Below are 26689 nucleotides of genomic sequence, written 5' to 3'. Positions count from 1 at the left end.
GCAGCAGCCGATCGACACGGGAGGGCCGGACATGTCCCATCGCGAATTCCCTTCAGCCGGCCGGGAGCAGACGTTCTTCGGGCATCCGCGCGGCCTGGCGGTCCTGTTCGGGACGGAGATGTGGGAGCGGTTCAGCTTCTACGGCCTCCAGGGCATCCTGCTGACGTTCCTGACCGCGAGCGTCCTGGAGAACGGCCTCGGGCTGTCGGACACGGTCGCGGTGCCGATCGCGTCGCTGTACTCGGGCGCGGTGTACCTGACGTCGCTGCCGGGCGGGTGGCTCGCCGACCGGGTGCTGGGCGCGCGGCGCGCGGTCCTCATCGGCGGCGTGATCATCATGTGCGGCCACATCTCGATGGCGATCCCGGTGAGCGGCGCCGGACTGGTGTTCTTCGGCCTGTTCCTGGTGGTCCTGGGCTCGGGCCTGCTGAAGCCGAACATCTCGGTCATGGTGGGTCGGCTGTACGACGGCGACTCGGACGCGCGGCGCGACTCCGGCTTCTCCGTGTTCTACATGGGCATCAACCTCGGCGGGTTCCTCGGCATCCTGGTGACGCCGTACCTGGCCGGGGACGACCGCTGGCACCTCGGCTTCGGCGCGGCCGCGGTCGGCATGGCGCTGGGCCTGCTCTGGTACGTGCGCGGCTGGTCGAAGCTGACGAACACCGGCATCGGGCCGTCGCGGCCCCTCGAAGGCGACGAGCGCGGCAAGGTCGTCCGCGTCATCGTGATCGCCCTCGTGATCGCCGCCGTCGCGATCGTGATCTGGGCCGCGACGGGCACGCTCACGCTCTCCACGGTGCCCACGGTGGTGACGATCCTGTCGATCGTCGCGGCGGTGTGGTACTTCGTGTACATCTTCGGGCAGGCCAAGGACGTGTCGGCGGCCGAGAAGTCGGGCCTGCGGGCCTACGTCGGCCTGTTCGTCGCCTCGGTCGTGTTCTGGATGCTGTACCTCCAGATGGGCTCGATCCTGACGGCGTTCGCCTCGAACTCCGTCGACCTCGACTCGTGGGGCTTCCACCTGCCCGCGGGCGGGGTCCAGAACTTCAACTCGATCTTCATCCTGATCTTTTCGCCGATCTTCGGCGCGATCTGGCTCAAGACCGGCGCCGGATTCGGGACCGCGTACAAGTTCGCGCTGGGCGTGGGCCTGACCGGCCTGTCGTGGGTGTTCCTGGGGTGGCTCCAGGGCCGCGCCGACAGCGGCGTCCTCGTCGCCCTCGGCTGGATGGTCGTGGTCTACCTGCTGCTGACGTGGGGCGAGCTGTGCGTCTCCCCGGTCGGCCTGTCGGTGACGACGCAACTGGCACCCTCGAACCTGAAGGGCCAGTTGATGGGCGTGTGGTTCCTCGGCCCGGCCGTGGGCACGCCGCTCGGCGGCCAGGCGTACGCGTTCCTGGTGCCCCGCGTCGGCGAGCAGGCGTTCTTCTACCTCCTCGCCGGGATCGCGATCCTCACCGCCGTGGTCCTGGCCCTGTTCAGCCCGGCCCTGCACCGGCTCATGGGGCGGGGCGGCCACGGCCCGGACGCGGTCCTGGAGACCCCGCCGGAGCCCCGGCCGCGCTAGGACCGCCGACCGTGCCGGGTCAGCGCCCGGCGAGCCAGGTCCCGGCCTGGGACATGAGGCGCCGCACCGGGTTCTGGCGGGGCAGGATCTGCTCCGGAGGCGCCGGATGCGACGCGGCGAACCCCGGCTCGATGAGCCGCGGCTCCAGCGGGTCCACCGGGACGATCCACGAATCGGTCTCGGCCCCTTCGGGGTTCGCGGCCCACCGGCGCCCGGCCCGGTCGAGGCCGATCGGGTAGACCGTGGCGCCGTCCTTGTCGATGCGGATCCGCAGGAAGCACTTCTGGTCGATCACCGACATGCCCGCGAACAACTCGTTCGCGTTGACGCCCAACCGGTTCGCGACCACCAGGTACAGGCCCACCAGCCACGTCCCGGCCAGGCCGATGATCGGCAGGTACAGCAGGTACGTGATCCAGGCGACGTCGTCGGCCTGCTTGATGAGGAGCGACCCGCCCCACGCCAGCGCGGACTGCGCGACCCCGTGGATCGCGCCGAGGATGTAGTGCCTGGTGGCGCGGCGGCCCTCGCCCGGGTGGGCGAACGCGATGCCCGCGCCGATGAGGACCGCGGTCGCGGCCACGAACGTGCCCGTGCCCTCCAGGATCGACACGGTCGCGACGAGGCCGACCACGGCCATGAGGGCCACGAAGCCCTTGTTCAGCCACGGGAGGCGCGCGAAGATCCCGAACGCGTACGACAGCGACTTCGCCTTCGACGGGTACGTCTGGGTGAGCCGGTACTCCCGTTCGGGCGCATCGGGTTCGGGCACCGAGCGGCGCGGGGCGGTGATCTCGTCGGGGAGGGTGTGGGTCGGCGAGAGGTACGCGCCGCCGCCGCCCGCGCCCACCAGGTGCCGCACACCGTCCACTTCGGCGTAGTGGGAGTAGTGGTGGCGGTCCCCGGTGAGGATGAGCGGCACGCTCGCGCCGCGCGAGGCGACGACGTCGCGGATGAAGTGGTCGATGCGGTCGAACGAGCGCGGGTCCTCGGCGGTCCACAGCCACGACGGCTGCGCCACGCACAGGATGACCTGGTCGCCGGGGCGCAGCTGCTCGGCGGCGCGGCGGAAGTAGTCGGACTGGTTCTGGTCCAGGTGGGTGTCGAACTGGGCGTCGAGGGCGAACAGCCACCAGCGGTGCGGCAGGTTGAGCGCGAAGTACGAGCGCTTCTGGTGCGTGCGGTAGCCGCCGATGGTGCGGCCCTCGGTGAACTGCCGCGAGAACGCGGTCAGCCCGTCGAACCAGTCGTGGTTGCCGGGGATCGCGTAGAGCGCCACCGGGTTCCCGGGGTTCGCGGCCTCGTACGGGCCCTTCATGCGCTGCTCGTACTCGAGCCAGTCGCCCGCGGGGTAGACCTCGTCGCCGCCCATGACGAGCATCGTGCCGCGCGGCAGGCGTTCGCCGTCGATCTCGAGTTCGTCCTGTGCCATGAGGTACGCGATCGAGTAGGTGGCGTTGAAGCCGTCGCCGATGTCGGCCACGTAGTCGAACCACAGCTCCTCGGCGCCGGAGTGGTCGTAGACCGGCTGGGCGCGGCCGCCGATGATCTCGCGCTTGTCGACGTAGCCGCCGAACACGCGGGCCAGGCCGAACCGCATGCTCGTGTCGATGAGGGTGCGCGGCGACAGCCAGCGCACGGGCGACTGCGGGACGAAGCGGAGCTGTTCGGGCGTGAGGTCCTTGGGGCGGCGGGACATAGAGCCCATGATGGCACGGTCTGGGGGCCAACGGAACCCGGTGCGGGCGTGGGGGCGGTGAACGGTGCGGGACGGGTTCGGGGGCGGGTTCAGGCGGGCGGCGGGGTTCAGGCCGGGCGCGGGAGCTTCGCGCCCCGTCTGCGGGCGGTGCGGCGGAGGCGCAGCCACAGCGCGAGGACGGCCGCGCCGAGGAGGGCGGGTGCGGCGGCCGGGCCCCACCACTCCCAGTTCGCGGCGGCGACGGCGGCCGTGGGGGCCGGGTCCGGGGCGTCGGCGCAGGGCTGGACGTCCCCGGCGGCGTCGACGTGGAAGCAGTCGGCTCCGGTGAACCCTTGGGGCGCACCGGCGCCGGCGTTCGCGATGATCCCGTAGGCGAGGACCGCGAGGAGCAGAACGGCGAGGACGAGCGCGCGCACGGGCGTCAGTCCCGCACGCTCAGAGAGGGGAGCCGGAACCAGCCGGAGGCGCCGAGCGCGAGCAGCAGCGGCACCGCGAACGCGAGCGCGGCGAGGACCAGCGCGGGCAGGGCGAACCCGATGAGGGCCACGACGGCGAGCGCGCCGATCGCGGCGACCCGCGAGAACGGGGTGCGCCCGGTGGCGGCGCGGCGGCGCACGAGGTCTCCGGCGAGGGCGAGCGCGGGCCCTCCTGCGACGGTGGCGGTGACCGCGGGTTCGGCCGTCGCGAGCGGGTCGAGGAGGACTAGGACGCAGCCGATGGCGGCGAGGGCGGCGCCGGCGACGGTGAGGGCGCGGCCGATGGGGTAGCCGGCGGTGCCGACCGCGGCGCCGTTCGTGTCGGGTTGGGGCGCACGGAGGTAGAGGCGCCACAGGACGGCGACGGTGGCGATGCCGAGGGCCGCGGCGGCGACGGCGGGCAGCCCGAAGCCGTCTCCGGTGCCGGTCGCCGCGTCCATCGGCCGATGCTATCGCGGGGAGGGCGCGCGGCGGGCGCTAAAGGAAGAGGCAGAAGGGGTGTCCGGCCGGGTCGAAGAGGACGCGGACGTCGTCTTGCGGCTGGAAGTCGGCGAGGCGGGCGCCCTGTTCGACGGCGTGGGCGACGGCGACGGGGAGGTCGTCGACGTGGACGTCGAGGTGCTGGGTGGCGTGGGGGCGGCCGGGCGCGGCGGGCCAGACGGGGGCCTGCCAGTGGCGCTCGTACTCGAAGTTGAGGGTGGGGCCGTCGGTGCGGACCTGGGCCCACCCGGCTTCGGGGGGCTCGTCGGCGCCCGGGGGTTCGCTGACGGCGACCTCGGTGCCGAGGAGGCGGGCGTAGAAGTCGGCGAGCGCCCGGGGGTCGGGTGCGGTGACGGTGATCGAGGTCAGGGAGAGTCGTGTGCCGCTCATCGGGCGAGGGTAGGCCGGAGGGCCCCGGCGCAAACGCGTTCGGGGACCTCCGGCGGGTCGCGCGGTGTCCTCAGGGGGTGTGGTGAGCCGGTGTCGCGAGGAGGTGCGGTGAGGCGGTGCTGCCGGACTGCGGCGTCGAGCGGTGTCGTCAGGCGGCGTCCAGGGCCTCGGTGATCTTGCGGGTCATCTCGGCCATGGTGGGGCTGGGCTCGCCCTTGTGGGCGCGGTTGGCGGCCTCGACGGCGACGGCGACGGTGCGGCGGAAGTTCTCGGCCTCGGCGGGGTCCTGCTCGCGCAGGAGCTTCACGGACTCGGTGAGCGCGGGGAGGACCTGGTCGGCGAGGGCGGCGGAGGACTTGGCCTGGAGCTTGAAGTCGCGCTTCTTCTCGGCGAGGACGTGGCCGACCGCGCCGGTGGCGGCGGTGAGGGCGAGGCTCCCGCCGGTGGCGACCTTGTGCGCCGAGCCGGCGATGCCCGCGTAGGACATGAGGGTGACGGCGCCGTAGGCGGCGGTGCGGATGGTGGACTTGTCCTGTGCGGTGAGTTCGACGGACATCTTCGGCTCCTTGCTGCGTGCTCGGTCTCGGTCGACGGAGAGGGCGGCCGGCCTGTTCGCCGCGCCGGCACGTTCGACGATATGCCCGCCGCGGGCGGTCCCGGTCGGGTTCCGCCGTTCGGTCCTGGCTCGCGTCGAAGCGTGGTTCTCGGTCATGGGGCAAGTGTCGGCGGGCCCGCTGACAGGGCGCTGACACGATGCTGATGGTGGAGACGCGGCAGGGCCCCGGCCGGTGGTGCGGCCGGGGCCCTGCGGTGGTTCGCGGTCACGCCTGGTCGAGGCCGCCGAAGAGCCGCAGTTCGGCGATGTCGATGAGGGCGCCGTTGGCGATCCGCAGGTAGCGGTAGCCGTCGCCGCCGTCCGCGTCGAGGCCCTGCCAGGACAGGGTCTTCACGGCCGGGCCGGTCAGGGTGGTCCAGTCCTCCAGGTCGTTCGAGCCTTCGAGGACGAGTCCGGCCATGCGGATCATGCCGTTGTTGTCCTGGCGGGCGAGGAGGTCGGCGCGGTCGAGGTCGAGCCGGGCGCCGTCGCCGAAGTCCCAGATGAGGTGGAACTCGCCGTCGACGGCGGGCACGTCGCTGAACGTCGCCGCGTTCCCGTCGAGCATGGCGGCCGCGTGGGCGGCCTTCGCGGCGTCGGGTTCGCCTGCGGCCGTGACGACGTCGACGCCGGCGAGGTCGACGAGGGTGCGCTCGTCGGAGCCGTAGAGCGCGGTGCCGTCGGTGGAGCCGTGGACGGCGGCCGCCTCCTCGCCGTCGGCCGTGGTGTGCTCGATCGCGAGGTCGAGGCGGCCGCCGCCGTCGAGGTCGGCGAGGACGCCGGTGGCGGTCCAGGTCAGGCCGTCGGCAGAGGTCGCGTCGAGCGGCTGGCCGCCGATCGCGACGGCCGCGTCGGTGATCGGGGTGGGACTCGCGAAGGCCACGTTGACGGTGTCGCCCGCGGTGACCCGGCCCGCGAGCGCGTCCGGGGAGGTCACGGTGACGGTGTCGACTGTGCCGGGGACCTCGGTGCGCTCGCCGTCGATGCGGAACTCGCCGATCGACCAGATGCCCGGGTAGGCGGGGTCGGTGGGGATGCCGGGCTCGTCGAGCTGGACCTTCAGGTACCGGTAGGCCTCGCCTGCGTGCTCGGCGGCCACGTCGACGGTCTCGGGGCGGCTGGTCTCGGTGGTGGCGTGTTCGGTGAGGAGGTCCCAGGTGAGGCCGTCGTTCGAGCCGTACACGTTGGTGCCCTGCGAGCGGTTCGGGAACAGCGAGCGGGCCTGGAACGCGAACGCGTCGGCCGCGATCCGGTACCGGGTGCCGAAGTCGAGCGTGAACGAGGCCGAGCGGAGGTCCCCGGTGTGGGTGGTGGTGTCGCCGTCGGCGAGCGCCGCCAGCGCGGCCGCGGTGATCCCGGTGGGGGCCGAGGCGTCCGTGTAGTCGAAGGTGCCGTCGGGGAGCGCCGGGTGCAGGAGTTCGAGCATGTCGATCGCGGCGCGGAGGTCGGCCAGGGCCGCCGCGAAGTCGGACTCGGAGCCGTGGCGGGCGGCGTCCTTCGCCGCGTCGAGGGCGTCCTCGTACGGTTCGCGGGTCGCCGCGGTGTAGTCGGCGCGGCGGTCGACCCCGTCGCGGACGGCGGCCTCGACGGTGCGGGTCCGGTTGGGGGAGACCACGAGTTCGACGGTGCGGGCGGCGACGGACTCGCCGTCGTCGGCGGTGATCTGGACCTCGTAGCGGCGGTTGTCGCGCTTGGCCGGCTCCCAGGCGAGGAGGCCGGTGGCGGTGTCGAACTCGGCGCCGCGCGGGAGGCCGTCCGCCGAGTACGTCACGGTCCCTTCGGTGTCGGTGGCGGCGAGGTCGATGACCGCCTCGTCGCGGGCCGTCAGATAGTAGGCGTCCTCAGTGGAGTCGAAGACGGGGGCGGTGAGGTCGGTCGCGGCCGAGAGCGTCACCGAGTCGAGGTCGACCGTGGTGCCGTCGTTGCCGGTGAGGCGGTAGAAGTTGACGTTCTGGCCGCCCGCGGGGTAGGTGACGTACCGCCATTCGCCGCCGGTGTCGGGCAGTTCGAGCGCGGCGAGGGTGCGGGCCGGCGCCTCGTCGGGGTTGCGGCCGGTCGGCTCCTCCTTGTACAGGACGTCGAGGTCCGCGGGCCCGTCGCTGCGGAACCGCAGGCCGATGCGGGCGTTCGCGCCGTACATCATGCGGGAGACGACGCTGGTGGTGCCGTCCTCGGAGAGGGTGGCGCGCGCGAAGGACGCGCCGTCCTCGGTGACGAGCGCGGTGCCGTCGTCGAGGGCCAGGCCGGCGTCGGCGAAGGTCAGCTCCGGGGTCTCGGGGAGCGGCGCGGGCGCGGTGCCGGCGAGCTCCTCGGGGAACGCGACCCAGTACTCGGGGTTCTTGTCGCCGGGGGCCCAGAAGTTCGTCTTCCCTGTGCCGTACCAGTAGTAGGGGCCGGACATGCGGCCGGCGAGCTCGGCGAGGTGCGGGGCCTCGGCGGCGACGTCGACGCCGCGTTCGAGGGCGTACTCGTAGTACAGCTCGTTGACCGGGTTGAACAGGCGGCCGCGGTAGGCCTGGGCGATGGTCACGCCCTGGCCGGTCTCGTCGACCCACGGGGTCGGCGCGCCCATCATGAAGCCGTAGAAGGCGTCGGCGCCGTCGAGGAGCCGCCGGTCGAGGAAGTCGTACGCGGACACCGCGTCCGCGCCGGTGGAGACGGTCCCGGCGACCGGGTCGACCTCGGTGCCCTGCACTTCGAGCATCCGGGCGAGGCCGGTGAAGTTGTCGATGTTGCACTCGCCGTGGGCCTGGTCGCGGCCCATCTCGCGCAGCTGCACGAAGTCCTCGCCGTAGGGGTTCAGCGGGTCGTCGGCGTCGATGAGCGGCAGGAGCGGCGCGAGGGCGCCGTTGTCGTAGGCGGTGTCGCCGGCGTTCACGGTGAACCACTCGACGCCGGTGGCGTACCCCTCGGCGTCGTCGGCGTAGATCGCGGTCGCGATCCGCCCGAACAGGCCGAAGTTGTGCTGGTTCATCCAGCGCTCGTTGGAGAAGAGGAACGTCTCCACCACCGGGTCCGCGAAGTTGGCGAGCAGGTCGGCGTCGTCCTCTTCGGACCAGACGACGTCGTAGCCGCCGTACTCGCCGGGGGTGTCGTCGTCGACCGGGTCGGTGGCGCGCACGATCTCGGCGGCCATGAGGAACTGGTACAGCGGGTGGCCGGTGTGGATGTGCGCGTCGGGGAAGTACGCGTACCGGTCCGGGTCCATGCCGCCCCAGGTGCGCAGCGCCTGGATCGCGTTGCGGCGGTACACCTCGTCGCCGGTGACCGTCCACATGAGGGCCTGGGTGAGGGCGCCGAAGGCGTCGTTGGTCTCGCGGTTGCGCATCCCGACCTGGGTGAAGGAGGGGTCGAGCGGCACGTCGGGCGCGGCGGCCGACTTCGAGTTCGAGGCCCGGTAGGCGGTGGACGCGAAGGAGGTCGCGGCCATCGCCGCGAAGTAGGAGGCCCACGGCTCCTGGCCCGCGCGGGCCATCTCCTGGGCGTTCCGCAGGTCGTCGGCGGTGAGGCCCACGCCCGGGTGCACGAACCCGGCGTCGCTCACGGTCTCGTGCACCGCCACCACGTGGTCGGTGAGGAGGTCCTCGTACCCGGCCGCCCGCGCCGGGGCCGGCACGGCGACCAGGCCGAGGCCGGTGGCCAGGGCGGCGCCGATCGCCGTGAGGCCCAGGCGCTTTCGGTGCGGGACGCGCCCCGTCGCGCGTCGTTCCAGTCGTTCCACGGCACAGCCTTCCGGATATCGGCGAGTATCTATGCGGACGATAGCGCTTGCGGACGGCCGAATCAAGACCTTGATAGATAACGTTCTCTATCCGTTGGGGGCGAGAAGTGGCGACATACTGTGGCCGAATTCAGAAATCGATATCTGGCAGCGGCGCGGTCCGTCGCCGCCGCGCCTCGGGAGACGCCCCGAGTGCCCCCGACAGTATGATTGCCCGGTGCCTACCCGTTTCGGTTTAATGCTGAAGGAACTGCGGTTGCGTGCCGGTTTGAAGCAGCAGCAGCTCGCCGACAAGTCGGGCGTCGCCGTGCGCACCATCGGCAGGTACGAGACCCGCGCGAAGTCCGTCCCGAAACCGGACACGGTGGCGCTCCTCGCCGAGGCGCTGGACCTGACGCCCCGCCAGTACGCCGAGCTGTCAGCCGCCGCCGGCTTCCCCGCGCAGGAGGCCGAGCCCCGGCCCCGCGCGTCCCGCGTCCCGCACCGCCACGGCGACCGCCTCGTCGAAGCGGCCGCGCAGCTCGCCGACGAGGTCGGCTCCCGCTGGCGGCGCGAGGAGGAGCAGCGCAAGGTCCACAGTGCCGCGCTGCCGGTGCGGTGGCGGACCTCCGAGGAGCTGTCTGACCACTGGGAGAACGTCGACCCCGCCCGCGCCGAGCCCATGGACCTCGACGCCGACCTGGAGCAGATCGTCGACGTCTACCGCGGCGTCCCCACCGGGCGCCTCGTGGTCGTCGGCCGCGCCGGCTCCGGCAAGACCGTCCTCGCCATGCGGCTCGTCCTGGGGCTCTTGGAGATCCGCGAGACCGACGGCGCCGTCCCCGTGGTCGTCGGCCTCGAGTCGTGGCACCCCGACCAGGACTTCCGCACCTGGCTCGCCGCCCGGCTGCTCCGCGACCACCCCGGGCTCGGGGAGGAGCTCCCCGACGGGACCGCCCTCGCCGCCGCGCTCGTCGAGCACGGCCTCGTCCTGCCCGTGCTCGACGGCTTCGACGAGATCGCCGCGGGCCTCCGGTCCGACGCGCTCGGCAGGCTCGACGACGCCTCCCGGATGCCGCTCGTCCTCACCAGCCGCGCCGACGAGTACCGCGAGGCCGCGACCGCCGTCAAGCCGCTCACCGGCGCGCCCTGCATCGAACTCGCCGACCTCGCCCCCGCCGACCTCGCCGGCTACCTGCGGCGCACCGCCCGCAAGACCGCCCAGGGCGTCCCGCTCTGGCAGCCCGTCATCGACGCGATGCGGGAGCCGCGCACCCCCGCCGGCGAGACCGCCGCCGCCGTCCTCGCCACCCCGCTCATGCTCGTCCTCGCACGGACCGTCTACGGCGGCACCGCGAACCGCGACCCGGCCGAACTGCTCTCCACCGCGGACCTCCCCACCCCCGAAGCGGTCGAGGCGCACCTCATGGCGCAGCTCGTGCCCGCCGCCTACCGCACCCCGATCGAGGGCCGCGGCTTCGACCCCGCGCGCGCCCGGCACTGGCTCGGCCGTCTCGCCCGCCACCTCGACCGGCTCGGCCGGCACGACCTCGCCTGGTGGGAGCTCGGCGCCTCCCTCCCGCGAGGAGTGCGGGCCCTGCTGATGGCGTTGACGATCGGCGCGCTGTTCACCGCGGTCGACCTCGCGCTGGTGGTCGTCCGCTTCGGCTTCGACCCGCTCACCGCCCTCGCCACCGTCGCCGTCGACTTCGGCGCGGGCGCGGCCTTCGGCGTCGCGCACGGCCTCCTCGCCGGCAGGAGGGACACCGCGCTCGCGCCCTCGGGGATGCGGATCAGCCTCCGCGGCCCGTGGCGCCGCAGGAACCTCAAGCGCCGCTTCATGATCGGGTTCGCCGGAGGGTTCCTGCTGGGCGCGGTGTCCATCGGCGTGCGCGACATCGTCCAAGGCATCGTCTACGGGGCCGGACCGTTCGACGTCTCGGCGCTGGTCGCCTTCGACGTGCCCGCCTTCGGCGCCGCCGTCGGCCTCGCGACCGGGATCACGTACGCCATGCTCTCCCTGTGGGAGCGGCCCCTCGACTTCCAGTCCGTGCCCTCGCCCGCCGACCTCCTCAAGGCCTCCCGGCGGACCGCCCTCGCCCAGGCGCTCGTCTTCGCGCCCGTGCTCGCGGTCGTCGTCCCCGGCACCGGCTGGGCCGTCGTCCAAGTGCTGCAACTGCTCCCGCTCGGGGAGTGGCGGTGGACCTTCGAGTTCGGCCTCACGGTCGGCTCGTACGCCGCGTTCATGGGATCGGTCGGGTACGCGATCGCCCTGACCGCGTGGGGCCGGTGGCTCGTCTTCGGCCGCCTCTGGCTCCCGCTCCTCGGGCGGCTCCCGTGGGCCGTGCCCGCGTTCCTCGACGACGCGTACCGGCGCGGCGTGCTCCGCCGGGCCGGCGTCGTCTACCAGTTCCGGCACGCCCGGCTCCAGAGCCACCTGTCAGGCACCCGCGACGACCAGGCGTGACGCCCGTCGGGCACGGCATCGGACATGAATGACCGATGAGTGACCGGCCGGGGACCGTTGCCGCGACGATGCTCCCGACCCGACGATCGAAAGGTCGCCGCCGAGATCCGGCGGGCAGCGCGGACCGGCAGGTGCCGCGGTCACGAGCAAGGAGCCGACATGACAGGGAAGTACACGCGATGGCTCGCGGCGGTCGCACTCGCGATCGCGGTGGTGCTGCCGGCCGCACCGGCGCAGGCGCAGGACCACGCGGCGACGCAGGCGCTCCTCGACGAGTACCAGCGCGAGTCCGGCGGCCCCGGCGCCGGGCTCTACGCCGGCGACGCCGCCGGCTCCTGGACGCTGAGCAGCGGCACGGCGAAGGTCTTCACGAACCGCGCGTTCACCGCCGACGACCACTTCCGCATCGCGAGCCAGACCAAGACGTTCACCGCCGCCGTGGTGCTGCAACTGGTCGACGAGGGCCTGGTGGACCTCGACGCGCCCATCGAGCAGTACCTGCCGGGCGTCGTCGGCGGCGCGCACTACGACGGGGACGACATCTCCGTGCGCCAGATCCTCCAGCACACCAGCGGGATCGCCCGCGACCCGCTGAACGCCTCCGCGGGCGCCGACGGCGTCTACTCCCCCGCCGAGCTGGTCGCGGCCGGCACGGCCCAGCCGCCGCAGTTCGCGCCCGGCGCCGGCTGGGGCTACTCGAACGTGAACTACTCCCTGGCGGCCATGCTCATCGAGGAGCGCACCGGCCAGACCGCGGCCGCGGCGATCACCGACCGCCTCATCGAGCCGCTCGGGCTGACCGAGACCTCGTACCCGGCCCCCGGCGACCGCTCGATGCCGAGCCCGTTCCTGCCCGGGTACTCCGGCGGGCGCATCGGGCCGGTCTTCTACTGGTTCGACACCACGGCCAACATGGAGATGTCCTACGCCGGCGCCGCGGGCGCCCTGACCTCCACGATGCCCGACGTCGTCGCGTTCCAGCAGGCGCTCGCCGCGGGCGAGGTGCTCTCCCCGGAGTCGCTGGAGGAGATGCGCACGACCGTGGACTCGACGGTGTACGACGCCGACTTCGGCCTGGGGCTCATGCGGTTCGACCTCTCGTGCGGCGGCGAGGCCTGGGGCCACGCCGGGAACCTCACGACCGGGCACTCCTCGATCACCCTCGTCACCGACGACGGCCGCTTCGCCTCGCTGGTGACCAACGCCTTCATCGCCGAGTCGACGCCCACCCGGGTCGACGTGCTCGACGCCGCGCTCTGCGAAGGAGCGGCGTCGTGAGGCGCGCGGTGCGCGGGCTCTGCCTCGCGGCCGCCATCGCGGCGGGCGCCCTCACCGCCCCCGCGGCCCACGCCGCCGAGGCACCGCCGCAGCTCGCGGACGCCCACGGGCTCACCGTGATCGGGCAGCCCGAGTGGGCCGACGGCTCGGACCGCACGTTCACCTTCACCGTCGCCACCGCCGAGGTCCCCGCGTACTCGGTGATGCCGGGCCAGGTGTCCGGCGAGCACGCCGTCATGGTGACGCTCCCCGAGGGCTACGACGGCGGCACCGAGTACCCCGTGCACTACACGCTCCACGGCGGCGGCGACTACCCGAACGCCGTCTGGCTCAAGAACGTCGTCGAATCGTCCACAGCGGACGAACCGGTGATCACGGTGGCGCCGAACGGCAGCGGCCGCGGCTGGTACACGGACTGGGTGTACCCGGGCGCGCTCGGACCCCAGAACTGGGAGACGTTCCACCTGGAGCAGCTCATCCCGTTCATCGACGCCAACCTCGCCACCATCGCCTCCAAGGAGGGCCGGGCGATCTCCGGCCACTCCATGGGCGGCCTCGGCGCCTTCGGGTACGCCGAGCGCAGGCCGGACCTGTTCGGGTACGTCGGCAGCTTCTCCGGCGGGCTCGACCTGCTCAACCAGGAGATGCGCGCCGCCGTGCTCGGCTCGACCCAGCTGCCGGCCTACGGGACCCCGACCGTCGCGCTCGACGCGGTCTTCGGGACCCCGATCTGGCCGTTCGACGGCGCCTGGAACCGGCTGAGCCCGGCCCAGCACGTGTCGTCCCTGCGCGGCATGGGCGTCGCGCTGTACGTCGGCGACGGCGGCGACCTCACGGTGAACCCGGTCCAGGCGGTCGTCGAGCACCGCGCCCGCGTGATGGCCGTCGTCACCTCCGACTACCTCGACGCCGCGGGCATCCCGCACGAGTTCGTCGACTACGGGGACGGGAGCGGGTGGGCGCCGGGCTGCACCGGCAAGCACGCGCAGCTCCCGTGCCTCCAGGCCGACATGGACCACTTCGTCTCGCTGATCATGGCCGATCTCGAGCACCCGTAGAGCCCGGTGCGGCACGGCGCCCGACATCGCCGTGCCGCACCGACCCCTCCCTCCCGCCGGTGGGGCGGGAGAGAATGCGAGTCCCCCATGACCGACTCCTCGACCGACACGAAACCCCCCGGCGACGCCGCCTCCCGCATGTTCGACAAGGTGGGCATGGCCGTCGTCATCGAAGTCCTCGCCGGCATCGTCATCGCCGTCTTCGGCCTGGTCTTCCAGTTCGGAGGCCACGGCGAGCCGCCGACCCCGACCCGCGACCCGACGCCGCCGTTCAGCACGCCGATCACCGACTGGCCCTCCGCCAGCCCGACCGACTGGCCCCCAACGACCGAGGCGGCCGTCACGAACCCGTACGCCGACGTCGAGGTCGGCGACTGCTTCACCAACGCGGGGTCGACCGACGCCTTCGACCTGGCGTACTCGGACTGCGACCCAGGCGCGTTCGAGGTCGTCGAGATCTACGGCGGCGACGACGGCGACGACTGCGACGGCGTCGACCGCTCCATGTTCGGCCACGCCCCCGGCTACGGCTCGGTGTTCTGCCTGAGCTACCTGCACCCCTGGGGCGACGCGTACTACGCCGAGTCCGGCGAGTGCGTCACCCGCCTCGACGACGACACCTACACGACCACCGACTGCGCCCCGGGCGACCTCCAGGTCCTGGAGACGTTCTGGGGCGAGGAGGGCTCCTACTCCTGCTCCGAGTGGGAGTACTACAACAGCTCGCTCGACTTCCCCGGCTACATCGACGACCAGGATCTGCTGCTGTGCATGCGGATCGTGTACCCCGACGACATGGGGTTCGCCGAGGTCGACGACTGCCTCTACACGAGCGGATCGGGAGACGACCGGACGTTCGAGTTCGTCGACTGCTCCCAGGCGAACGCCTACGTCACCGGCCGCACCGGCGAGTACAACGACACCGCGTTCTGCGGATCGCACGGATCGGCCTACTGGCAGAGCTACACGTTCCCCGAGCACGCCTACACGGTCTGCTGGAACTGGCTCTGACCCCGTCGACAGTGAAGGGGCCGGCCGCGATGCGGTCGGCCCTCACGGCGCGGTCGTCGTCAACACCGCCCGCGGCCGCCTCGTCGACACCGACGCACTCACCGCCGAAGTCGCGGCCGGCCGCCTCTCCGCCGTCATCGACGTGACCCACCCCGAACCCCTCCCCGCCGGGTCCCCGCTCTACGACCTCCCCAACGCGTTCCTCACCCCGCACCTCGCCGGCTCGCACGGCAACGAGCTCTCCCGCATGGGGCTCTTCATGGTCGAGGAGGCCGAACGCTGGGCCCGCGGGGCGCACCTGGCGCACCGGGTCGACCCGGCGACCCTGTGGCGGCAGGCCTGAAACGTCCGCCGCTGCGGGGGGTGCGCCGATCGGGCGGAATCGTATGATTGTCCGATGGCCTCCCCCTTCGGTTTACTGCTGCGCTCCCACCGACTGCGCCGCGACATGTCGCAGAAGCGGTTGGAGGAGGAGTCGGGAGTGGGCATCCGCACCATCCGGCGGTATGAGAACAGCGACCAGTGCAACCCCCAGGTCGAGACGATCCGACTGCTCGCCGACGCGCTGCGGCTGACGCGCTCGGAGTACGCCGAGCTGCTGACGGCGGCCGGCCTCCGCGAGCAGTCGGCCGACCGCGGGTCGCCGCGGCCCGACCCCCCGTTCCACGCCGAGCTCACGGCCGCCGCCGACGCGCTCGCGTACCGGGTGCGCGGCCAGTGGAAGCGCGAGGAGGAGCAGCGCCAGGTCCACGACCCCGCCCCGCTGCCGGTCAGATGGCGGGTCGAGGAGACGCTGAGCGACCACGGCAGGAACGTCTTCGGCGCCGGGTCGCGCGGCAGGCACGCCCGCCTCGACCTGTCCGGCGAGTTGAAGCACATCGCGGACATGTACGCCGGCGTCCCGACCGGAAGGCTGGTCGTGGTGGGCCGGACCGGCTCCGGGAAGACGATCCTCGCGGTCCGCCTCGTCATGGACCTGCTGGAGCACCGCCGGTCCGGCGACCCGGTGCCGGTGATCTTCAACCTCAGCTCCTGGAACCCCCGGGCCGACCTGCGCACCTGGCTCGCCTCGCAGCTGCTGCGCGACCACCCCGCCCTCGGGAACACGCTCCCCGACCAGACCCCGCTCGCCACCGCCCTCATCGAGAACGACCTCGTCCTGCCGGTGCTCGACGGCTTCGACGAGATCGCCCGCGACCTCGTCCGCGACCCCCTGGAGAAACTCAACCGATCGACGTCGATGCCCCTGATCCTCACCAGCCGCACCGACGAGTACCGGAAGGCCGTGGCCGAGTCCGACGTGCTCACCGCCGCGGCCTGCGTCGAACTGAGCGACCTCACCCCGGACGACCTCGCCGAATACCTGCTTCGGACCACCCGCAGGACCGGCGATGACGGCGCCTCGATCTGGGAGCCCGTCCTCGAAGCGCTGCAAGGAGACACCCGCACGGAGGCCACCGAGTCCCTCGCCGCGGCGTTCACCACGCCGCTCATGGTCTCCCTCGCCCGCACCATCTACAACGACGCCCCCGGCCACGACCCGGCCGAACTCCTCGACGTTCACCGGTTCCGCACCGTCGCGGACGTCGAGACGCACCTCCTCGGCAACCTCATCCCCACCGCCTACCGCCACCAGGACGAGCACCGCCGTTTCGATCCCGAGCGCGTCCGCCACTGGCACGGCCACCTCGCGGCGCACCTGCACCGGCTCCGAGAGCGCGACCTCGCATGGTGGCGCCTGGGCACGTCGATGCGCCGCCCCGCCCGGATGGCCGTCATGGCACTGGTGTTCGGTCTGCCCTTCACCGTCGTCGACGTCGTCGTGTTCGCGATCCTCATGGACTACCTGCCGATCCAGTACGTCAGCGCCGCCGCCATCGACCTCACGGCCGGCGCGGCCGTCGGCGTCGCCCACGGCCTCCTCGCCAAGTACCGGGGCGCGGCCCTCGAACCGTCCGGCATGCAGGTGCGCTTCCGGGGGAGACCACCCGGCCCGCCCCGAAACCTGCTCCGGCGCTTCAGGATCGGGTTCGCAGCGGGGCTCCTCATCGGCTTCTGCTACGGCGCGTCCCGGGAGCTCCTCCGAGGCGTCGTCCTCGGCACCGAGCCGGTACTGGTGCTCCAGTACATGCTCTTCAACGCGCTGCTCATCGGCCTGACCATCGGGTTCGCCACGGGCGTCACCTACATGTGCATCGCCCTGTGGGAGCGGCCCCTCGACGTGCGGTCCGTGCAGAGCCCGGACGACCTCATCCGCTCGACCCGTCGCACCGTCCTCGTGCAGGCCGTCCTGTTCTCGCCTGCCCTCGTGGTCCTCATACCGCTCACACTCTGGACGGCGGTGCAGCTGCTCGGGCTCCTCCCCCCGGAGGCCGGCACGTGGACGTTCTCCCTCAGCGAGGGTGTGGGCCTCGGCCTGTACGGCGGCTTCATCGGCGCGGTCGGGTACGCGCTGGCGATGACGGCGTGGGGGCAGTGGATCGTGTTCGGCCGGCTCTGGCTGCCGCTCACCGGGAGGCTCCCGTGGGCGGTGCCCGAGTTCCTCGACGACGCCTACCGGCGCGGGGTCCTGCGGCGCTCCGGCGTGGTCTACCAGTTCCGCCACGCACGGCTCCAAGACCATCTCGCCGCGACCCACAGGGCCGCTGCGACCCGTGAAACCCCTGGTGGTCCCGGGCGGACATAGATGGCCGCCCCGTTTCCTCTTGGCTTGGCCCACTGCCTGTCCCAGCATCGGTGGTGTCGATTCCGCCGGGCGCCGCCCGGCGGCGGGAGACGGCCGGCCCGGGAGTTCCCCGCGGCCCGCCGTCACGAGCAAAGGGCTGACACATGACTGGGAACATCAAGCGGTGGGCGGCGGCGATCACGCTCGCCGGACGCGACCGACGCGTCGAATCCGGACGTCGCCACCCCGACCTGCCGGGACCGGAGCGAGTCCGCGCCGTCCAGCGGGGTGTCGCATGAGAGCCCCCGCGATCCTGGGTGCCGCCGCGGCGGGCGTCCTCGCCGCGGGCGGCCTCGCGACCCCCTCCGCGCACGCGGCCAACGCGCTGCCGGACCTCGCGGACGCCCACGGGCTCACCGTCATCGCGCAGCCGGAGTGGGTTCCGGGCAGCGACCGCACCTTCCTGTTCACCGTGACGACCGAGGAGGTCCCGGCGTTCACCGTGCTGCCGGGCCAGGTCTCCGGCGAGCACGTGGTCATGGTGACCCTCCCCGAGGGCTACGACCCCGCGGTCGAGTACCCCGTGCACTACACGCTCCACGGCGTGGCCGACTACCCGAACTCCGTCGGCCTCCTCGACATCGTGGAGGAGTCCACAGCGGACGAACCGGTGATCACCGTGGCGCCCAACGGCGGCGGCCGCGGCTGGTACACGAACTGGGTGTACCCGGGCGGGCTGGGCCTCCAGAACTGGGAGACGTTCCACCTGGAGCAGTTGATCCCGTTCATCGACGCGAACCTGTCGACCATCGCCGCGAGGGAGGGCCGGGCGATCTCCGGACACTCCATGGGCGGCTTCGGCGCGATGGGGTACGCCGAGCGCAGGCCGGACCTGTTCAGCTACGTCGGCAGCTTCTCCGGCGGACTCGACCTGCTGAACCAGGAGATGCGCGCCGCGGTGATGGGCAGTACGCAGCTCCCGAACGCGGGCCTCCCGACGGTCTATCCCGACGCGATCTTCGGGAACCCGTTCTGGCCCTTCGACGGCAACTGGAACCGGCTGAGCCCCGCCCAGCACGTCGGGTCGCTGAGCGGCATGGGCGTCGCCCTGTACACGGGCAACGGCGGCGACCTCGCGGACAACCCGGTCCAGGCGGTCATGGAGCACCGGGCCCGCGTGATGGCCTACACGACCTCCGCCAACCTCGACGCCGCCGGCGTCCCCCACACGCTCGTCGACTACGGCGACGGCTCCTCGTGGGCGCCGGGCTGCACCGGCAAGCACGCGCAGCTCCCCTGCCTCCGCGCCGACATGCACCACTTCACTGCGCTGATCATGGCCGAGCTCCAGCACCCCTGAGTCCACCACCGAGGCGGCGCGGCGACCCACATCGCCGCGCCGCGTTTCCGGGCCCCCGACGGATCGCGAACGAAGAAAGCGAGGCCCCTCGTGGCGAGCACGCCGAACGGCGCGGACTCGGAGCACGACGACTCCGACTCCCGACTCTTCAAGAGGCTGGGCATGGCGATCGTGATCGAAGTGCTGGCCGGACTCGTGATCGGGTTCTTCGCCTTCACCTTCGACACCGAGGACAAACCGCTCTACGAACCCCCGACCGCGGCGCAGACCCCCGACGCGGCACCCAGCTCCGCCGACACGTCCTGGAGCCCTTCACCGTACGAGCCGGCGACGGACGAGCCGACCGATCCGGTCGCCACCGCCCGGGTCGGCGACTGCTTCGAGAACGCCGGCGTTGCCGACGACTTCGACCTGGAGCCCTCGGGCTGCGACCCCGGCGCCTTCGAGGTCGTGGAGGTCTTCGACGGCGGCGACGTCCACGACTGCGACGGCGTCACCGGCTCGGTCTTCGGCCACGACCCCGGGTACGGCTCCGTGCTCTGCCTGCACTACCTCCACCCATGGGGCGACGCCTACTACGCCGCTCCCGGCGACTGCGTCACCCGCGCCGACGACGACACCTACCGGGTCACCGACTGCGACCCGGGCGACTACCTGGTCCTCGAACGGTTCTGGGGCGAGCGCGAGGCCGACCGCTGCTCCGAGTGGGAGTACTACAACGGCGCGGTCGAATTCCCCGGCTACATCGCGGAGCAGGACCTGCTGCTGTGCATGCGGATGGAGTACCCCGACGACATGGCCTTCGCGCGTGTCGACGACTGCATGTACGCGAGCGGCGAGGAGGGCGACCGGACCTTCGAGTTCGCCGACTGCTCCGAGTCGAACGTGTACGTCACCGGGCACACTCCGGACTACGACGCGCAGGCGTTCTGCGACGGGTACGGCTGGGCCACATGGCGAAGCAGCGTCTTCCCGGAGTACGCGTACACGGTGTGCTGGGCATGGCTCTGAACCCCTGACCTCGGCACCGGCGGAGGTCGGACCGCCCCGCTGCACGCAACCGGCAAGTACCACATGGGCGACAAATCCACGGTAACCTCTGGTGACCTCGCAATGACGCGAACTCCTCTGTGGCTCATACGCTGCGACCCCCTGCGACACTATGGAGCTCCCCCGTGCCCGACTCCCCCGGCGAAGGCGGCCAGTTCGCCGCCGACCTCTACGAACTGTACGAAGTCGCGCAGAAAGACCTCCTCCCGCTCGCCGAGACCTACAGTTCGCTGTCGGCTCAGGTCGGCAGGTCCAGCGACTTCGACCTCGATCCGCCGCCTGTCGCCGAGACGGTGGCACGCGGCCAGAGCGCGCTCCGCTCCGGCTCGGGCCTCCAGGCGATCCGAGACGACGTGCAGTACGCCTTCGCGCGTTCGAGCCAGAACGTCGAGTCCGCCGCCAGGACGCTCATCGAGGTCACCGAGAACTACGCCGACACGGACGATGCGACCCGGTCCGACTTCGACTCCCTGGTCACCGACGGCTTCCCCTCAGGCGTGCCCACCGCGGGCCCGCACGACCCCGTCTACCCGTCGGGCACCGGCGGCCGGGGCCCGGTCGCACACGACTGACCCGCTCTCCGCACCCGATCATCCAACCGAGGAGGTTTCCCTTGGGGCTCTACAGACTCGAGGAACTCGACAGCGACATCCACGACCTCGCCGTGAAGCTCTACGACATGCAGGCGCTGCAGCAGGCGGCGGAGGCGGTGCACGTGCTGACGCCGGTCACGAGCCTGATGAATCCGTTCGACTCGTTCTGGTTCAAGTACGAGACGATCAGGTCCGAGCAGGGAGCGGTCGTCTCCGGCAACGGCTACCCCGAACTCGGCACCATTCCCGAGCGGTGCCGGACGGTCGTGGGCCTCGATCCGCAGCCGTACATCGATGCGGAGGCGGTCTTCGAATCCGCGGCCTTGAACATGTCGGACCTGGCTGGCGCGCCCGGCAACATCCTCACGAACATCGGCAACTGGTACGGCGACGCCGCGGAGGCGTTCGAGGACTACTTCAGCGGATACGAGCCCGCCCAGGCCCGCCAAGCGGAGCTCTTCGCGGTCGCGATCAACGCCTGCGCGTCCCTGCACACGGTGATCCTGCAGGTGAACGAGGCGGTTCGGGCAATGATCGCGGCCGCTCATCTGCAGGCCGACCAGATGATCCAGAAGTACAAGGACACCCAGAAGGAGCTCGACAACGCCGCGATCACGGCGGTGCTCAGCGTCGGTGCGGCGGTCCTGGGCGGCGTCGCGGCGACCGGTGCCACCGCCGCGCTCACGGTGACGGGGTCCGTGGCCGGTGGCGGTTCCTCGCTGATCCAGGCCACCTTCACGCTCTCGCAGAAGCACGCTGAGCTCAGGGCGATCAACCCGACCGAGTTCGTCGACACCCTCGCCGAGGCGGTCAGCGGCATCGAGGACGTGATCAGGAGTCTCGACGACGAGCTCTACGCGGAGATCGACGCGGCGAGGAGCCAGTGGAACATGCACCAGATCGCCGTCCCCGCGCCGCCGGGAGGGGACGAAGTGGACACTGAGAGCTTCTACCATGAGTCCAGTGCCTGATACGAACGCATCGTCCCGGCGGCCGGGCCCACCGTCGTTTCGCTCCTTCCTCCTGGTGGCGGTGCCGACCCTGCTCGTGCTCGTGGTGGCGGGCATCGGTTGGCGAGTGCTCGCGGCCCCCGACCTCAGGTACGGGTTCGCCGCCCCGGACCCCTGGGCGGAGGAGTGCTTGGGAGGCGAGTCGAACATCGTCGAGGTGCTTGGCTGGGCCGAGGCGCCGGTGTCGAGTCCGGGGATCGCCGACTTCGGGGGTGCGTTCAAGGAGTACGCCTGCGACTGGGATTGGCAGCCGGATCCCGACGAGCACCGCGGCCAGCGGCTCTCTTTGCGGATCGTGGTCTTCGAGGACACCGACTCGTCGGGCTTCGACGGCGAGCGATCCGAGTCCGCGGTGGGCGGCTGGGTGATCGAGTCGGAGCAGGTCGAAGGGTTCGAGCACGGGCTCTGCCGTCGCGCCACGTCCGAGGTCGAGTCCTGGGCCTTCGAGTGCATGGCGTCGGACGGCAACCTCGAACTGAAGGTGACCAGCCGGCCCTTGGGGAGCGAGGCCGACTTCGACAGTGCGGCGTTCGGCCCCGGGGCCGTTCCGATCGAGGATCTGACGGTCGAGCTCGGTGAACTCGTGCGGTCGGCCTTCGCCGACTAGGACCGCTCCTGCGGATCAGGGGACGGGTGATGGCGGAGTCCGCTCGCTCGCGCGCAAGACGCCTGCTCAGCATGCGAGAGGGGCCGGGCGTCTCCCACCACGGATCGCCCGGCCCCCGTTCGAGGTGCCCGGTCGGGGGTCCACCAACCCCCGACCGGGCCTTGGGGAGGGTCAGGTCTCGGGGTCGGCGATGAGGGCGCGGCACTGCTCCAGGAGCCAGGCGCACCACTGGTCGCCCTGCCAGGCGCCGGACCACTCGGGGACGTCCTCGGGGTCGTCGGTGAACCGGCAGCACTCGCGCGGGCCCGCGCCGTCGTCGACGTCGAGCAGGTACCCGATGATCCGGTTCGGCCGGCCCGGGTGATCGGCGCCCAGGCTGTACAGCGTGAACGCCGCCGGACCGCGCCGGAAGTCGCCCACGTAGCCGTCGACGCCGGGCTTGCCGTCCGAACGCAGGTTGTACGGGTCGTCGCCGGGGTTGCGCGGACTACCCATTGCAGAACCGAGTCGAGATGGGCGCGGCCCGGACGATGTGCCGGCCGCGGTAGAAGACCCGGAACGCCTGCTCTTCGAGCCAGATCTTGTCCTGTGGTTTCAGACGGGCCCAGTACTGGCCCCAGGTCGCCTTGAGGTCGCCGGAGTTCAGTCCGGTGATGATCAGGACGATGTCCTCGCGGCCTCCGGCGATCACCTGGAACGAGTCCGGCGCATCGGCGCTGGAGGCGCGGACCGAGTAGGTCCGATAGTCGTCACGGAACGAGCCCCGAGTCAATTCGGTCGTGTCAGCCATGCTCGTACTCCATTCGGGAGTGTCGGATATCCGATCGAGCGGCACCGGAAGGCCGCCACCCGCAAGGGTGTTGGCCCGGCCTTCCGGCTTACCCACCAATCGAGAGCCGCATCCGGCGACTCCCGTGACTTCACGGTAGGCGGTGTTTCCGCTGGTAGCAACACGACACGACCAGCTAGTTCTTCGCTGGGAGTGCTGTCTCAAATTTTTAGGCCAAAATTTTTGGGGTTGTTCGAGGCTCAAATTTCTTGGGGTGCAGCGCTTTATGTCAATAGCGCGAGTTTCGCAATTGGACCTCATATGTCATCATGATTGGCCAGCAGCGCACTTCCCACCAGATGCGGGGTACATCTCATGGCCAAGTTTTCGCTCTCGAACTGGTTCGGCGTTCAAGACCTCACCGACTGCATCGATGACAGCGGCGCAACCGATGCTGAAGTGGCACGGGCCCTTGATGTCAGCCCTCAGACCATTGCCAACTGGAAGTTGGGAAAGGGTCAACCTTCGGTCGGCGACGTCCGCGAGATCATCACCCGATTCGGAGGCGCAGATGAGGAGCGGATCCTGTATGTCCAGGAGGTGGTCCGCACCAAGAAGGCCGACCGACCTGGCCTGGAGTTCGATCCGCGGTTCAATGCGATCATGCTCGAGAAGGGGGAGCGGCACTACAACTACACCTTTAAGTGGGTTCCGGACACGATCCCTGGAGTCCTCCAAACGGAACCATTTCATTATCTGATCCTTCAACCGCTCGAAGGCACCAGCGACGAGGTCTCGAACTTCGGCCGAAGCTTCAAAGTTCGCCGCGGCACGGCCCTTCGCGCACGAACAAACCCCTTCACCGCCCACTTCATCATCGGAGAAGCGGCGATTTCGTGGCTGAAGGAGCTCGAAGCGGGACACCGCCGCGAACAGATCGATCTTCTGCGGGAGTGGAACTCTCTGCCCAATTTCGACATCAAGATCATGGCCGGGAATCACACCCTCGGCGGCAGTTACGAGCTATTCGTTCCCGCAGGTAGCCTCACTGCGGGGCCGAAATTTGTCTTCGCCCAGATCCGCGACCGCACCTGGTGCATCGAGGATCCTGCCCGAGTGGAGTTGTACCATGGGCCGATCGAGCCGAACTGGCGTCGTGCAACACCACTGGAGGAGTATCTCGATGCGAAGCGCGACCGCTTGGCGTAAGAGCACCCGCAGCAGCGGCACGGACTCGAACAACTGCGTCGAGTGCCGCCAGACATGGCGTAAAAGCACCCGCAGCAGCGGAACCAGCGACTCCAACTGCGTGGAAGCGCGCGCGACCGCTGGCTCGTTTGAGGTCCGTGACTCGAAGCTCGGCGGGGAGTCTCCGATCTTCGTGCTCGCCGCTGCGGACTTCACCGGCCTGATCAGCGCGGCGGGTCGCTAGACCCCCGCACCAAGCCCACGAGTGAGGGGCCCATCCCGAAAGGATGGGCCCCTTACTTTTTCACGCTGCACGCCTGGGTCCATATAAGACTTGACGACACACCGCATACGAGGGTTGACAAACTAACAGATCGCTCATCATGCTTTCATCAACACGTTCTGTGACCATGTCACGGTCGTGTCAACCGCACATGGCGCTCAGACGAAGCGCCGCCCAGTGGCTACAGCTACCAACTTTGTCCACCGGGCGGCATAACACAGAAAGAAGAATTCTGATGTCGTTGACGACGATACCGTGGCCGACGCTGCCTGAAAACCGCCTGACACCCGCCCAGGGGAACCTTTCAAGGTACGAATTCCGCACCGGGCCCTACGACGCCCAAGACCCGGGCCCCTGGCTCTGGCACCCCACTCCCGGCTACCGGCCCGACCTCCGGACCGGCCGTCATCGCCGCGACGAGTCCCCCGACCCGCTCCCCGGGTCCACCACACAAAGGCGAACTCCGAGCCCGAGCCCGACTCCAGCTCCAGCTCCAGCTCCAGGCGCGTCCCGATACCCGACCCCGAGACCGACACCAGTTCCACTGCCAGCGCTGGACTTCGGCCCACTGCGCGAACAGGCCTGGTCGCGGTTCCTGGCCTCCTCGGCGTCACTCGCGCAGGCCCACAAGGCACCGCGGCCCGTCCCCCTCCGCACCCGGTTCAATCGGGCACGCCGCACCCTCGGCGCACTCTTGTCAGGCCGCCGCCCCGGCCTCGCCGTTCATGCGCTCGGCCCAGTGCAGCACCTGGAGGTGCCCCCTCACGCCCGGCCCGTCCCCACACCCCGGCTCCAATAGCCTTGGCACATGAGAAAAGGCTGGGCTTGGGCGGTGTTCGGGGCCTTCGCGATCCACAACATCGAGGAGGCCCTGACCGCCCCGGCCTTCCTCGCCGACCTCCCACCAGGTCTCCCCATGCCCTGGCCCTCCCCCACCGCCTTCCAACTCGCGACAGCGGCAGTCACCCTCATCGGCTTCGCTCTGACGCTCTTCGCAACCCGCACCAATCGAACCTGGCCGGTCACCCTCCTCGCCACGGTCATGCTCATCAACGTCGCCGTCCCCCACCTCCCCCTCGCCCTCCTCAACAACGGCTACGCCCCCGGCGTCGCCACAGCCCTCCTCCTCAACCTCCCGACAGACCTCCTCTGGCTCACAAAATTCCGAAACCCCAAGTAACCCAACTCAATCCCCGCGGGTGCGGGGCTTCCTTGTCGACATCGTCAGGGGCGGACTGCATGATGAGCTCATCCCCGCGGGTGCGGGGCTTCCTTCGGCGGATCGTGGCTCGGAATCACTTCGTTGGGCTCATCCCCGCGGGTGCGGGGCTTCCAAGCAGGTCTTGCCGTAGGCCTTGGCGATGTCCGGCTCATCCCCGCGGGTGCGGGGCTTCCAGCTCGGACGGCCAGGACAAGCTCGGCACCTTCGGCTCATCCCCGCGGGTGCGGGGCTTCCGCGCCGCCGGGGATGTCGTCGCCGTGGATGAGGGGCTCATCCCCGCGAGTGCGGGGCTTCCCTGCGGCTGGCCATAGCGGCCGCCGCCTAGCACGGCTCATCCCCGCGGGTGCGGGGCTTCCCGAGGATCGGGAACCAGGTGCGGATCTGGGAGGGGCTCATCCCCGCGGGTGCGGGGCTTCCAGCTTCATCGCGGCGATGTAGGCGGTCGAGCGCGGCTCATCCCCGCGGGTGCGGGGCTTCCGAGATCCTCATGATCCGCCGCGGCCACTACCCAGGCTCATCCCCGCGGGTGCGGGGCTTCCTCCGTCGTGCCGTCGCCGGTCGCCACGACCGCGGGCTCATCCCCGCGGGTGCGGGGCTTCCGCATGGTTCGCGAGTCGGTCGTCCGCGTCGATGGGCTCATCCCCGCGGGTGCGGGGCTTCTACCCACAAGGTGAGAGGGGAAGTCCTTGAACGAGGCTCATCCCCGCGGGTGCGGGGCTTCCCCGATGACATCCCAGATCGAGTGCACGTCGCCGGGCTCATCCCCGCGGGTGCGGGGCTTCCGAGGTCACCTCCACCTACGAGGCCCTCGGGCGGGGCTCATCCCCGCGGGTGCGGGGCTTCCCAGCGGACCGCGACGAACCCGAGCTCCTTGTGCGGCTCATCCCCGCGGGTGCGGGGCTTCCATGACCCGCGGCCCGCCCGCGTACTTCAGCGTCGGCTCATCCCCGCGGGTGCGGGGCTTCCGACGCCCACTTCGCGAGCCTGCGCGGCGGGGGCTCATCCCAGCGGGTGCGGGGCTTCCGGCGGCTGGACGACGAACACGACGTGCCCGATGGGCTCATCCCCGCGGGTGCGGGGCTTCCAGTCCGCCGCGAAACGGGGCCGGGCGGGGCGGGGGCTCATCCCCGCGGGTGCGGGGCTTCCGGTCGAGCGCGGCTCGCGGGGCTCTGGCAAGGGGGCTCATCCCCGCGGGTGCGGGGCTTCCGACGGCGAGCA

The 26689-nt window shown here is 71.0% G+C and carries 22 protein-coding genes, 1 pseudogene and 1 CRISPR repeat array; of the genes and pseudogenes, 15 read left to right on the top strand and 8 right to left on the bottom strand.

Features of this window, described 5'->3' with window-relative positions:
- The first annotated feature begins 31 nt into the window (after positions 1 to 31).
- Positions 32 to 1570, top strand: a complete 1539-nt coding sequence (locus tag ABD419_RS20475; protein ID WP_344490399.1) for a peptide MFS transporter — start codon at positions 32 to 34, stop codon at positions 1568 to 1570.
- A gap of 19 nt (positions 1571 to 1589) precedes the next feature.
- Here ABD419_RS20475 and ABD419_RS20470 read toward each other — a convergent pair whose 3' ends face one another.
- The 6 genes from ABD419_RS20470 to ABD419_RS20445 all read right to left on the bottom strand — a co-directional run bounded on the left by ABD419_RS20470 (position 1590) and on the right by ABD419_RS20445 (position 8931).
- Complete coding sequence (locus ABD419_RS20470) at positions 1590 to 3269, bottom strand: metallophosphoesterase (protein ID WP_344490396.1); 1680 nt, start codon at positions 3267 to 3269, stop codon at positions 1590 to 1592.
- A gap of 107 nt (positions 3270 to 3376) precedes the next feature.
- Positions 3377 to 3685: a hypothetical protein gene (locus ABD419_RS20465; protein WP_344490393.1), complete on the bottom strand. Its 309-nt coding sequence runs from the start codon at positions 3683 to 3685 to the stop codon at positions 3377 to 3379.
- A 5-nt stretch (positions 3686 to 3690) separates the two neighbouring features.
- Positions 3691 to 4185, bottom strand: coding sequence for a low temperature requirement protein A (locus ABD419_RS20460; RefSeq protein WP_344490390.1), 495 nt, complete (start codon positions 4183 to 4185; stop codon positions 3691 to 3693).
- 37 nt (positions 4186 to 4222) lie between these two features.
- Positions 4223 to 4615: a VOC family protein gene (locus ABD419_RS20455; protein WP_344490387.1), complete on the bottom strand. Its 393-nt coding sequence runs from the start codon at positions 4613 to 4615 to the stop codon at positions 4223 to 4225.
- A 148-nt stretch (positions 4616 to 4763) separates the two neighbouring features.
- Positions 4764 to 5171, bottom strand: a complete 408-nt coding sequence (locus tag ABD419_RS20450) for a hypothetical protein (RefSeq protein ID WP_344490384.1) — start codon at positions 5169 to 5171, stop codon at positions 4764 to 4766.
- A 265-nt stretch (positions 5172 to 5436) separates the two neighbouring features.
- Positions 5437 to 8931 (bottom strand): putative Ig domain-containing protein, encoded by a 3495-nt coding sequence (locus ABD419_RS20445; RefSeq protein ID WP_344490381.1) that lies wholly within the window; start codon positions 8929 to 8931, stop codon positions 5437 to 5439.
- A gap of 31 nt (positions 8932 to 8962) precedes the next feature.
- Here ABD419_RS20445 and ABD419_RS20440 point away from each other — a divergent pair, with 31 nt between their 5' ends.
- The 11 genes and pseudogenes from ABD419_RS20440 (at position 8963) to ABD419_RS20390 (ending at position 22009) form a co-directional block, all read left to right on the top strand.
- Positions 8963 to 11377, top strand: coding sequence for a helix-turn-helix domain-containing protein (locus tag ABD419_RS20440; RefSeq protein WP_344490378.1), 2415 nt, complete (start codon positions 8963 to 8965; stop codon positions 11375 to 11377).
- Positions 11378 to 11536: 159 nt separating this feature from the next.
- Positions 11537 to 12655, top strand: coding sequence for a serine hydrolase domain-containing protein (locus ABD419_RS20435; protein WP_344490376.1), 1119 nt, complete (start codon positions 11537 to 11539; stop codon positions 12653 to 12655).
- Positions 12652 to 13713, top strand: a complete 1062-nt coding sequence (locus tag ABD419_RS20430; RefSeq protein ID WP_344490374.1) for an alpha/beta hydrolase — start codon at positions 12652 to 12654, stop codon at positions 13711 to 13713. The genes ABD419_RS20435 and ABD419_RS20430 overlap by 4 nt, the downstream gene beginning before the upstream one ends.
- Before the next feature lie 87 nt (positions 13714 to 13800).
- Complete coding sequence (locus tag ABD419_RS20425; RefSeq protein WP_344490371.1) at positions 13801 to 14724, top strand: LppU/SCO3897 family protein; 924 nt, start codon at positions 13801 to 13803, stop codon at positions 14722 to 14724.
- 31 nt (positions 14725 to 14755) lie between these two features.
- Positions 14756 to 15067, top strand: a pseudogene (locus ABD419_RS20420) (NAD(P)-dependent oxidoreductase); the annotation flags it as partial.
- A 54-nt stretch (positions 15068 to 15121) separates the two neighbouring features.
- Positions 15122 to 17410: an NACHT domain-containing protein gene (locus ABD419_RS20415; RefSeq protein ID WP_344490368.1), complete on the top strand. Its 2289-nt coding sequence runs from the start codon at positions 15122 to 15124 to the stop codon at positions 17408 to 17410.
- A 274-nt stretch (positions 17411 to 17684) separates the two neighbouring features.
- The gene (locus tag ABD419_RS20410; protein ID WP_344490366.1) at positions 17685 to 18749 is read left to right on the top strand and encodes an alpha/beta hydrolase; all 1065 of its coding nucleotides are present in this window, start codon (positions 17685 to 17687) and stop codon (positions 18747 to 18749) included.
- A 90-nt stretch (positions 18750 to 18839) separates the two neighbouring features.
- Positions 18840 to 19760 carry an LppU/SCO3897 family protein gene (locus ABD419_RS20405; RefSeq protein WP_344490365.1) on the top strand — a complete coding sequence of 307 codons (921 nt, stop codon included), beginning with the start codon at positions 18840 to 18842 and terminating at the stop codon, positions 19758 to 19760.
- A 164-nt stretch (positions 19761 to 19924) separates the two neighbouring features.
- A complete protein-coding gene (locus ABD419_RS20400) occupies positions 19925 to 20371 on the top strand; it encodes a hypothetical protein (protein ID WP_344490363.1) in 447 nt (148 codons plus the stop codon).
- A gap of 41 nt (positions 20372 to 20412) precedes the next feature.
- The gene (locus ABD419_RS20395) at positions 20413 to 21363 is read left to right on the top strand and encodes a hypothetical protein (protein ID WP_344490361.1); all 951 of its coding nucleotides are present in this window, start codon (positions 20413 to 20415) and stop codon (positions 21361 to 21363) included.
- A gap of 55 nt (positions 21364 to 21418) precedes the next feature.
- Positions 21419 to 22009, top strand: coding sequence for a hypothetical protein (locus ABD419_RS20390; protein ID WP_344490358.1), 591 nt, complete (start codon positions 21419 to 21421; stop codon positions 22007 to 22009).
- Between the two features lie 171 nt (positions 22010 to 22180).
- Here ABD419_RS20390 and ABD419_RS20385 read toward each other — a convergent pair whose 3' ends face one another.
- Together ABD419_RS20385 and ABD419_RS20380 are read right to left on the bottom strand one after the other, a co-directional pair.
- On the bottom strand, positions 22181 to 22504 hold the full coding sequence (locus ABD419_RS20385) for a hypothetical protein (RefSeq protein ID WP_344490356.1): 324 nt from the start codon (positions 22502 to 22504) through the stop codon (positions 22181 to 22183).
- Positions 22497 to 22799 (bottom strand): hypothetical protein, encoded by a 303-nt coding sequence (locus tag ABD419_RS20380; protein WP_344490354.1) that lies wholly within the window; start codon positions 22797 to 22799, stop codon positions 22497 to 22499. Before ABD419_RS20380 ends, ABD419_RS20385 begins: the two co-directional genes overlap by 8 nt.
- 354 nt (positions 22800 to 23153) lie before the next feature.
- Here ABD419_RS20380 and ABD419_RS20375 point away from each other — a divergent pair, with 354 nt between their 5' ends.
- The 3 genes from ABD419_RS20375 to ABD419_RS20365 all read left to right on the top strand — a co-directional run bounded on the left by ABD419_RS20375 (position 23154) and on the right by ABD419_RS20365 (position 25429).
- Positions 23154 to 23987, top strand: coding sequence for a Scr1 family TA system antitoxin-like transcriptional regulator (locus ABD419_RS20375; RefSeq protein ID WP_344490351.1), 834 nt, complete (start codon positions 23154 to 23156; stop codon positions 23985 to 23987).
- Positions 23962 to 24210, top strand: a complete 249-nt coding sequence (locus tag ABD419_RS20370) for a DUF397 domain-containing protein (RefSeq protein ID WP_344490348.1) — start codon at positions 23962 to 23964, stop codon at positions 24208 to 24210. The genes ABD419_RS20375 and ABD419_RS20370 overlap by 26 nt, the downstream gene beginning before the upstream one ends.
- 847 nt (positions 24211 to 25057) lie before the next feature.
- The gene (locus ABD419_RS20365) at positions 25058 to 25429 is read left to right on the top strand and encodes an HXXEE domain-containing protein (protein WP_344490345.1); all 372 of its coding nucleotides are present in this window, start codon (positions 25058 to 25060) and stop codon (positions 25427 to 25429) included.
- Positions 25430 to 25433: 4 nt separating this feature from the next.
- Positions 25434 to 26678: direct repeats of the CRISPR family, unit length 28 nt; unit sequence GGCTCATCCCCGCGGGTGCGGGGCTTCC.
- Positions 26679 to 26689: the final 11 nt, after the last annotated feature.

It is taken from the genome of Glycomyces endophyticus (assembly GCF_039531525.1).
GTDB classification, from domain to species: Bacteria; Actinomycetota; Actinomycetes; order Mycobacteriales; family Micromonosporaceae; genus Glycomyces; species Glycomyces endophyticus.
This window is presented reverse-complemented; position numbering and strand designations above follow the sequence as displayed.

Excerpts from the sequence above, each read along its gene's own strand:
- ABD419_RS20475 (WP_344490399.1), top strand. The coding sequence starts at position 32 with ATGTCCCATCGCGAATTCCCTTCAGCCGGCCGGGAGCAGACGTTCTTC.
- ABD419_RS20470 (WP_344490396.1), bottom strand. The coding sequence starts at position 3,269 with ATGTCCCGCCGCCCCAAGGACCTCACGCCCGAACAGCTCCGCTTCGTC.
- ABD419_RS20460 (WP_344490390.1), bottom strand. The coding sequence starts at position 4,185 with ATGGACGCGGCGACCGGCACCGGAGACGGCTTCGGGCTGCCCGCCGTC.
- ABD419_RS20455 (WP_344490387.1), bottom strand. The coding sequence starts at position 4,615 with ATGAGCGGCACACGACTCTCCCTGACCTCGATCACCGTCACCGCACCC.
- ABD419_RS20450 (WP_344490384.1), bottom strand. The coding sequence starts at position 5,171 with ATGTCCGTCGAACTCACCGCACAGGACAAGTCCACCATCCGCACCGCC.
- ABD419_RS20440 (WP_344490378.1), top strand. The coding sequence starts at position 8,963 with ATGCGGACGATAGCGCTTGCGGACGGCCGAATCAAGACCTTGATAGAT.
- ABD419_RS20435 (WP_344490376.1), top strand. The coding sequence starts at position 11,537 with ATGACAGGGAAGTACACGCGATGGCTCGCGGCGGTCGCACTCGCGATC.
- ABD419_RS20425 (WP_344490371.1), top strand. The coding sequence starts at position 13,801 with ATGACCGACTCCTCGACCGACACGAAACCCCCCGGCGACGCCGCCTCC.
- ABD419_RS20415 (WP_344490368.1), top strand. The coding sequence starts at position 15,122 with ATGGCCTCCCCCTTCGGTTTACTGCTGCGCTCCCACCGACTGCGCCGC.
- ABD419_RS20410 (WP_344490366.1), top strand. The coding sequence starts at position 17,685 with ATGAGAGCCCCCGCGATCCTGGGTGCCGCCGCGGCGGGCGTCCTCGCC.
- ABD419_RS20385 (WP_344490356.1), bottom strand. The coding sequence starts at position 22,504 with ATGGGTAGTCCGCGCAACCCCGGCGACGACCCGTACAACCTGCGTTCG.
- ABD419_RS20380 (WP_344490354.1), bottom strand. The coding sequence starts at position 22,799 with ATGGCTGACACGACCGAATTGACTCGGGGCTCGTTCCGTGACGACTAT.
- ABD419_RS20375 (WP_344490351.1), top strand. The coding sequence starts at position 23,154 with ATGGCCAAGTTTTCGCTCTCGAACTGGTTCGGCGTTCAAGACCTCACC.
- ABD419_RS20370 (WP_344490348.1), top strand. The coding sequence starts at position 23,962 with ATGCGAAGCGCGACCGCTTGGCGTAAGAGCACCCGCAGCAGCGGCACG.
- ABD419_RS20365 (WP_344490345.1), top strand. The coding sequence starts at position 25,058 with ATGAGAAAAGGCTGGGCTTGGGCGGTGTTCGGGGCCTTCGCGATCCAC.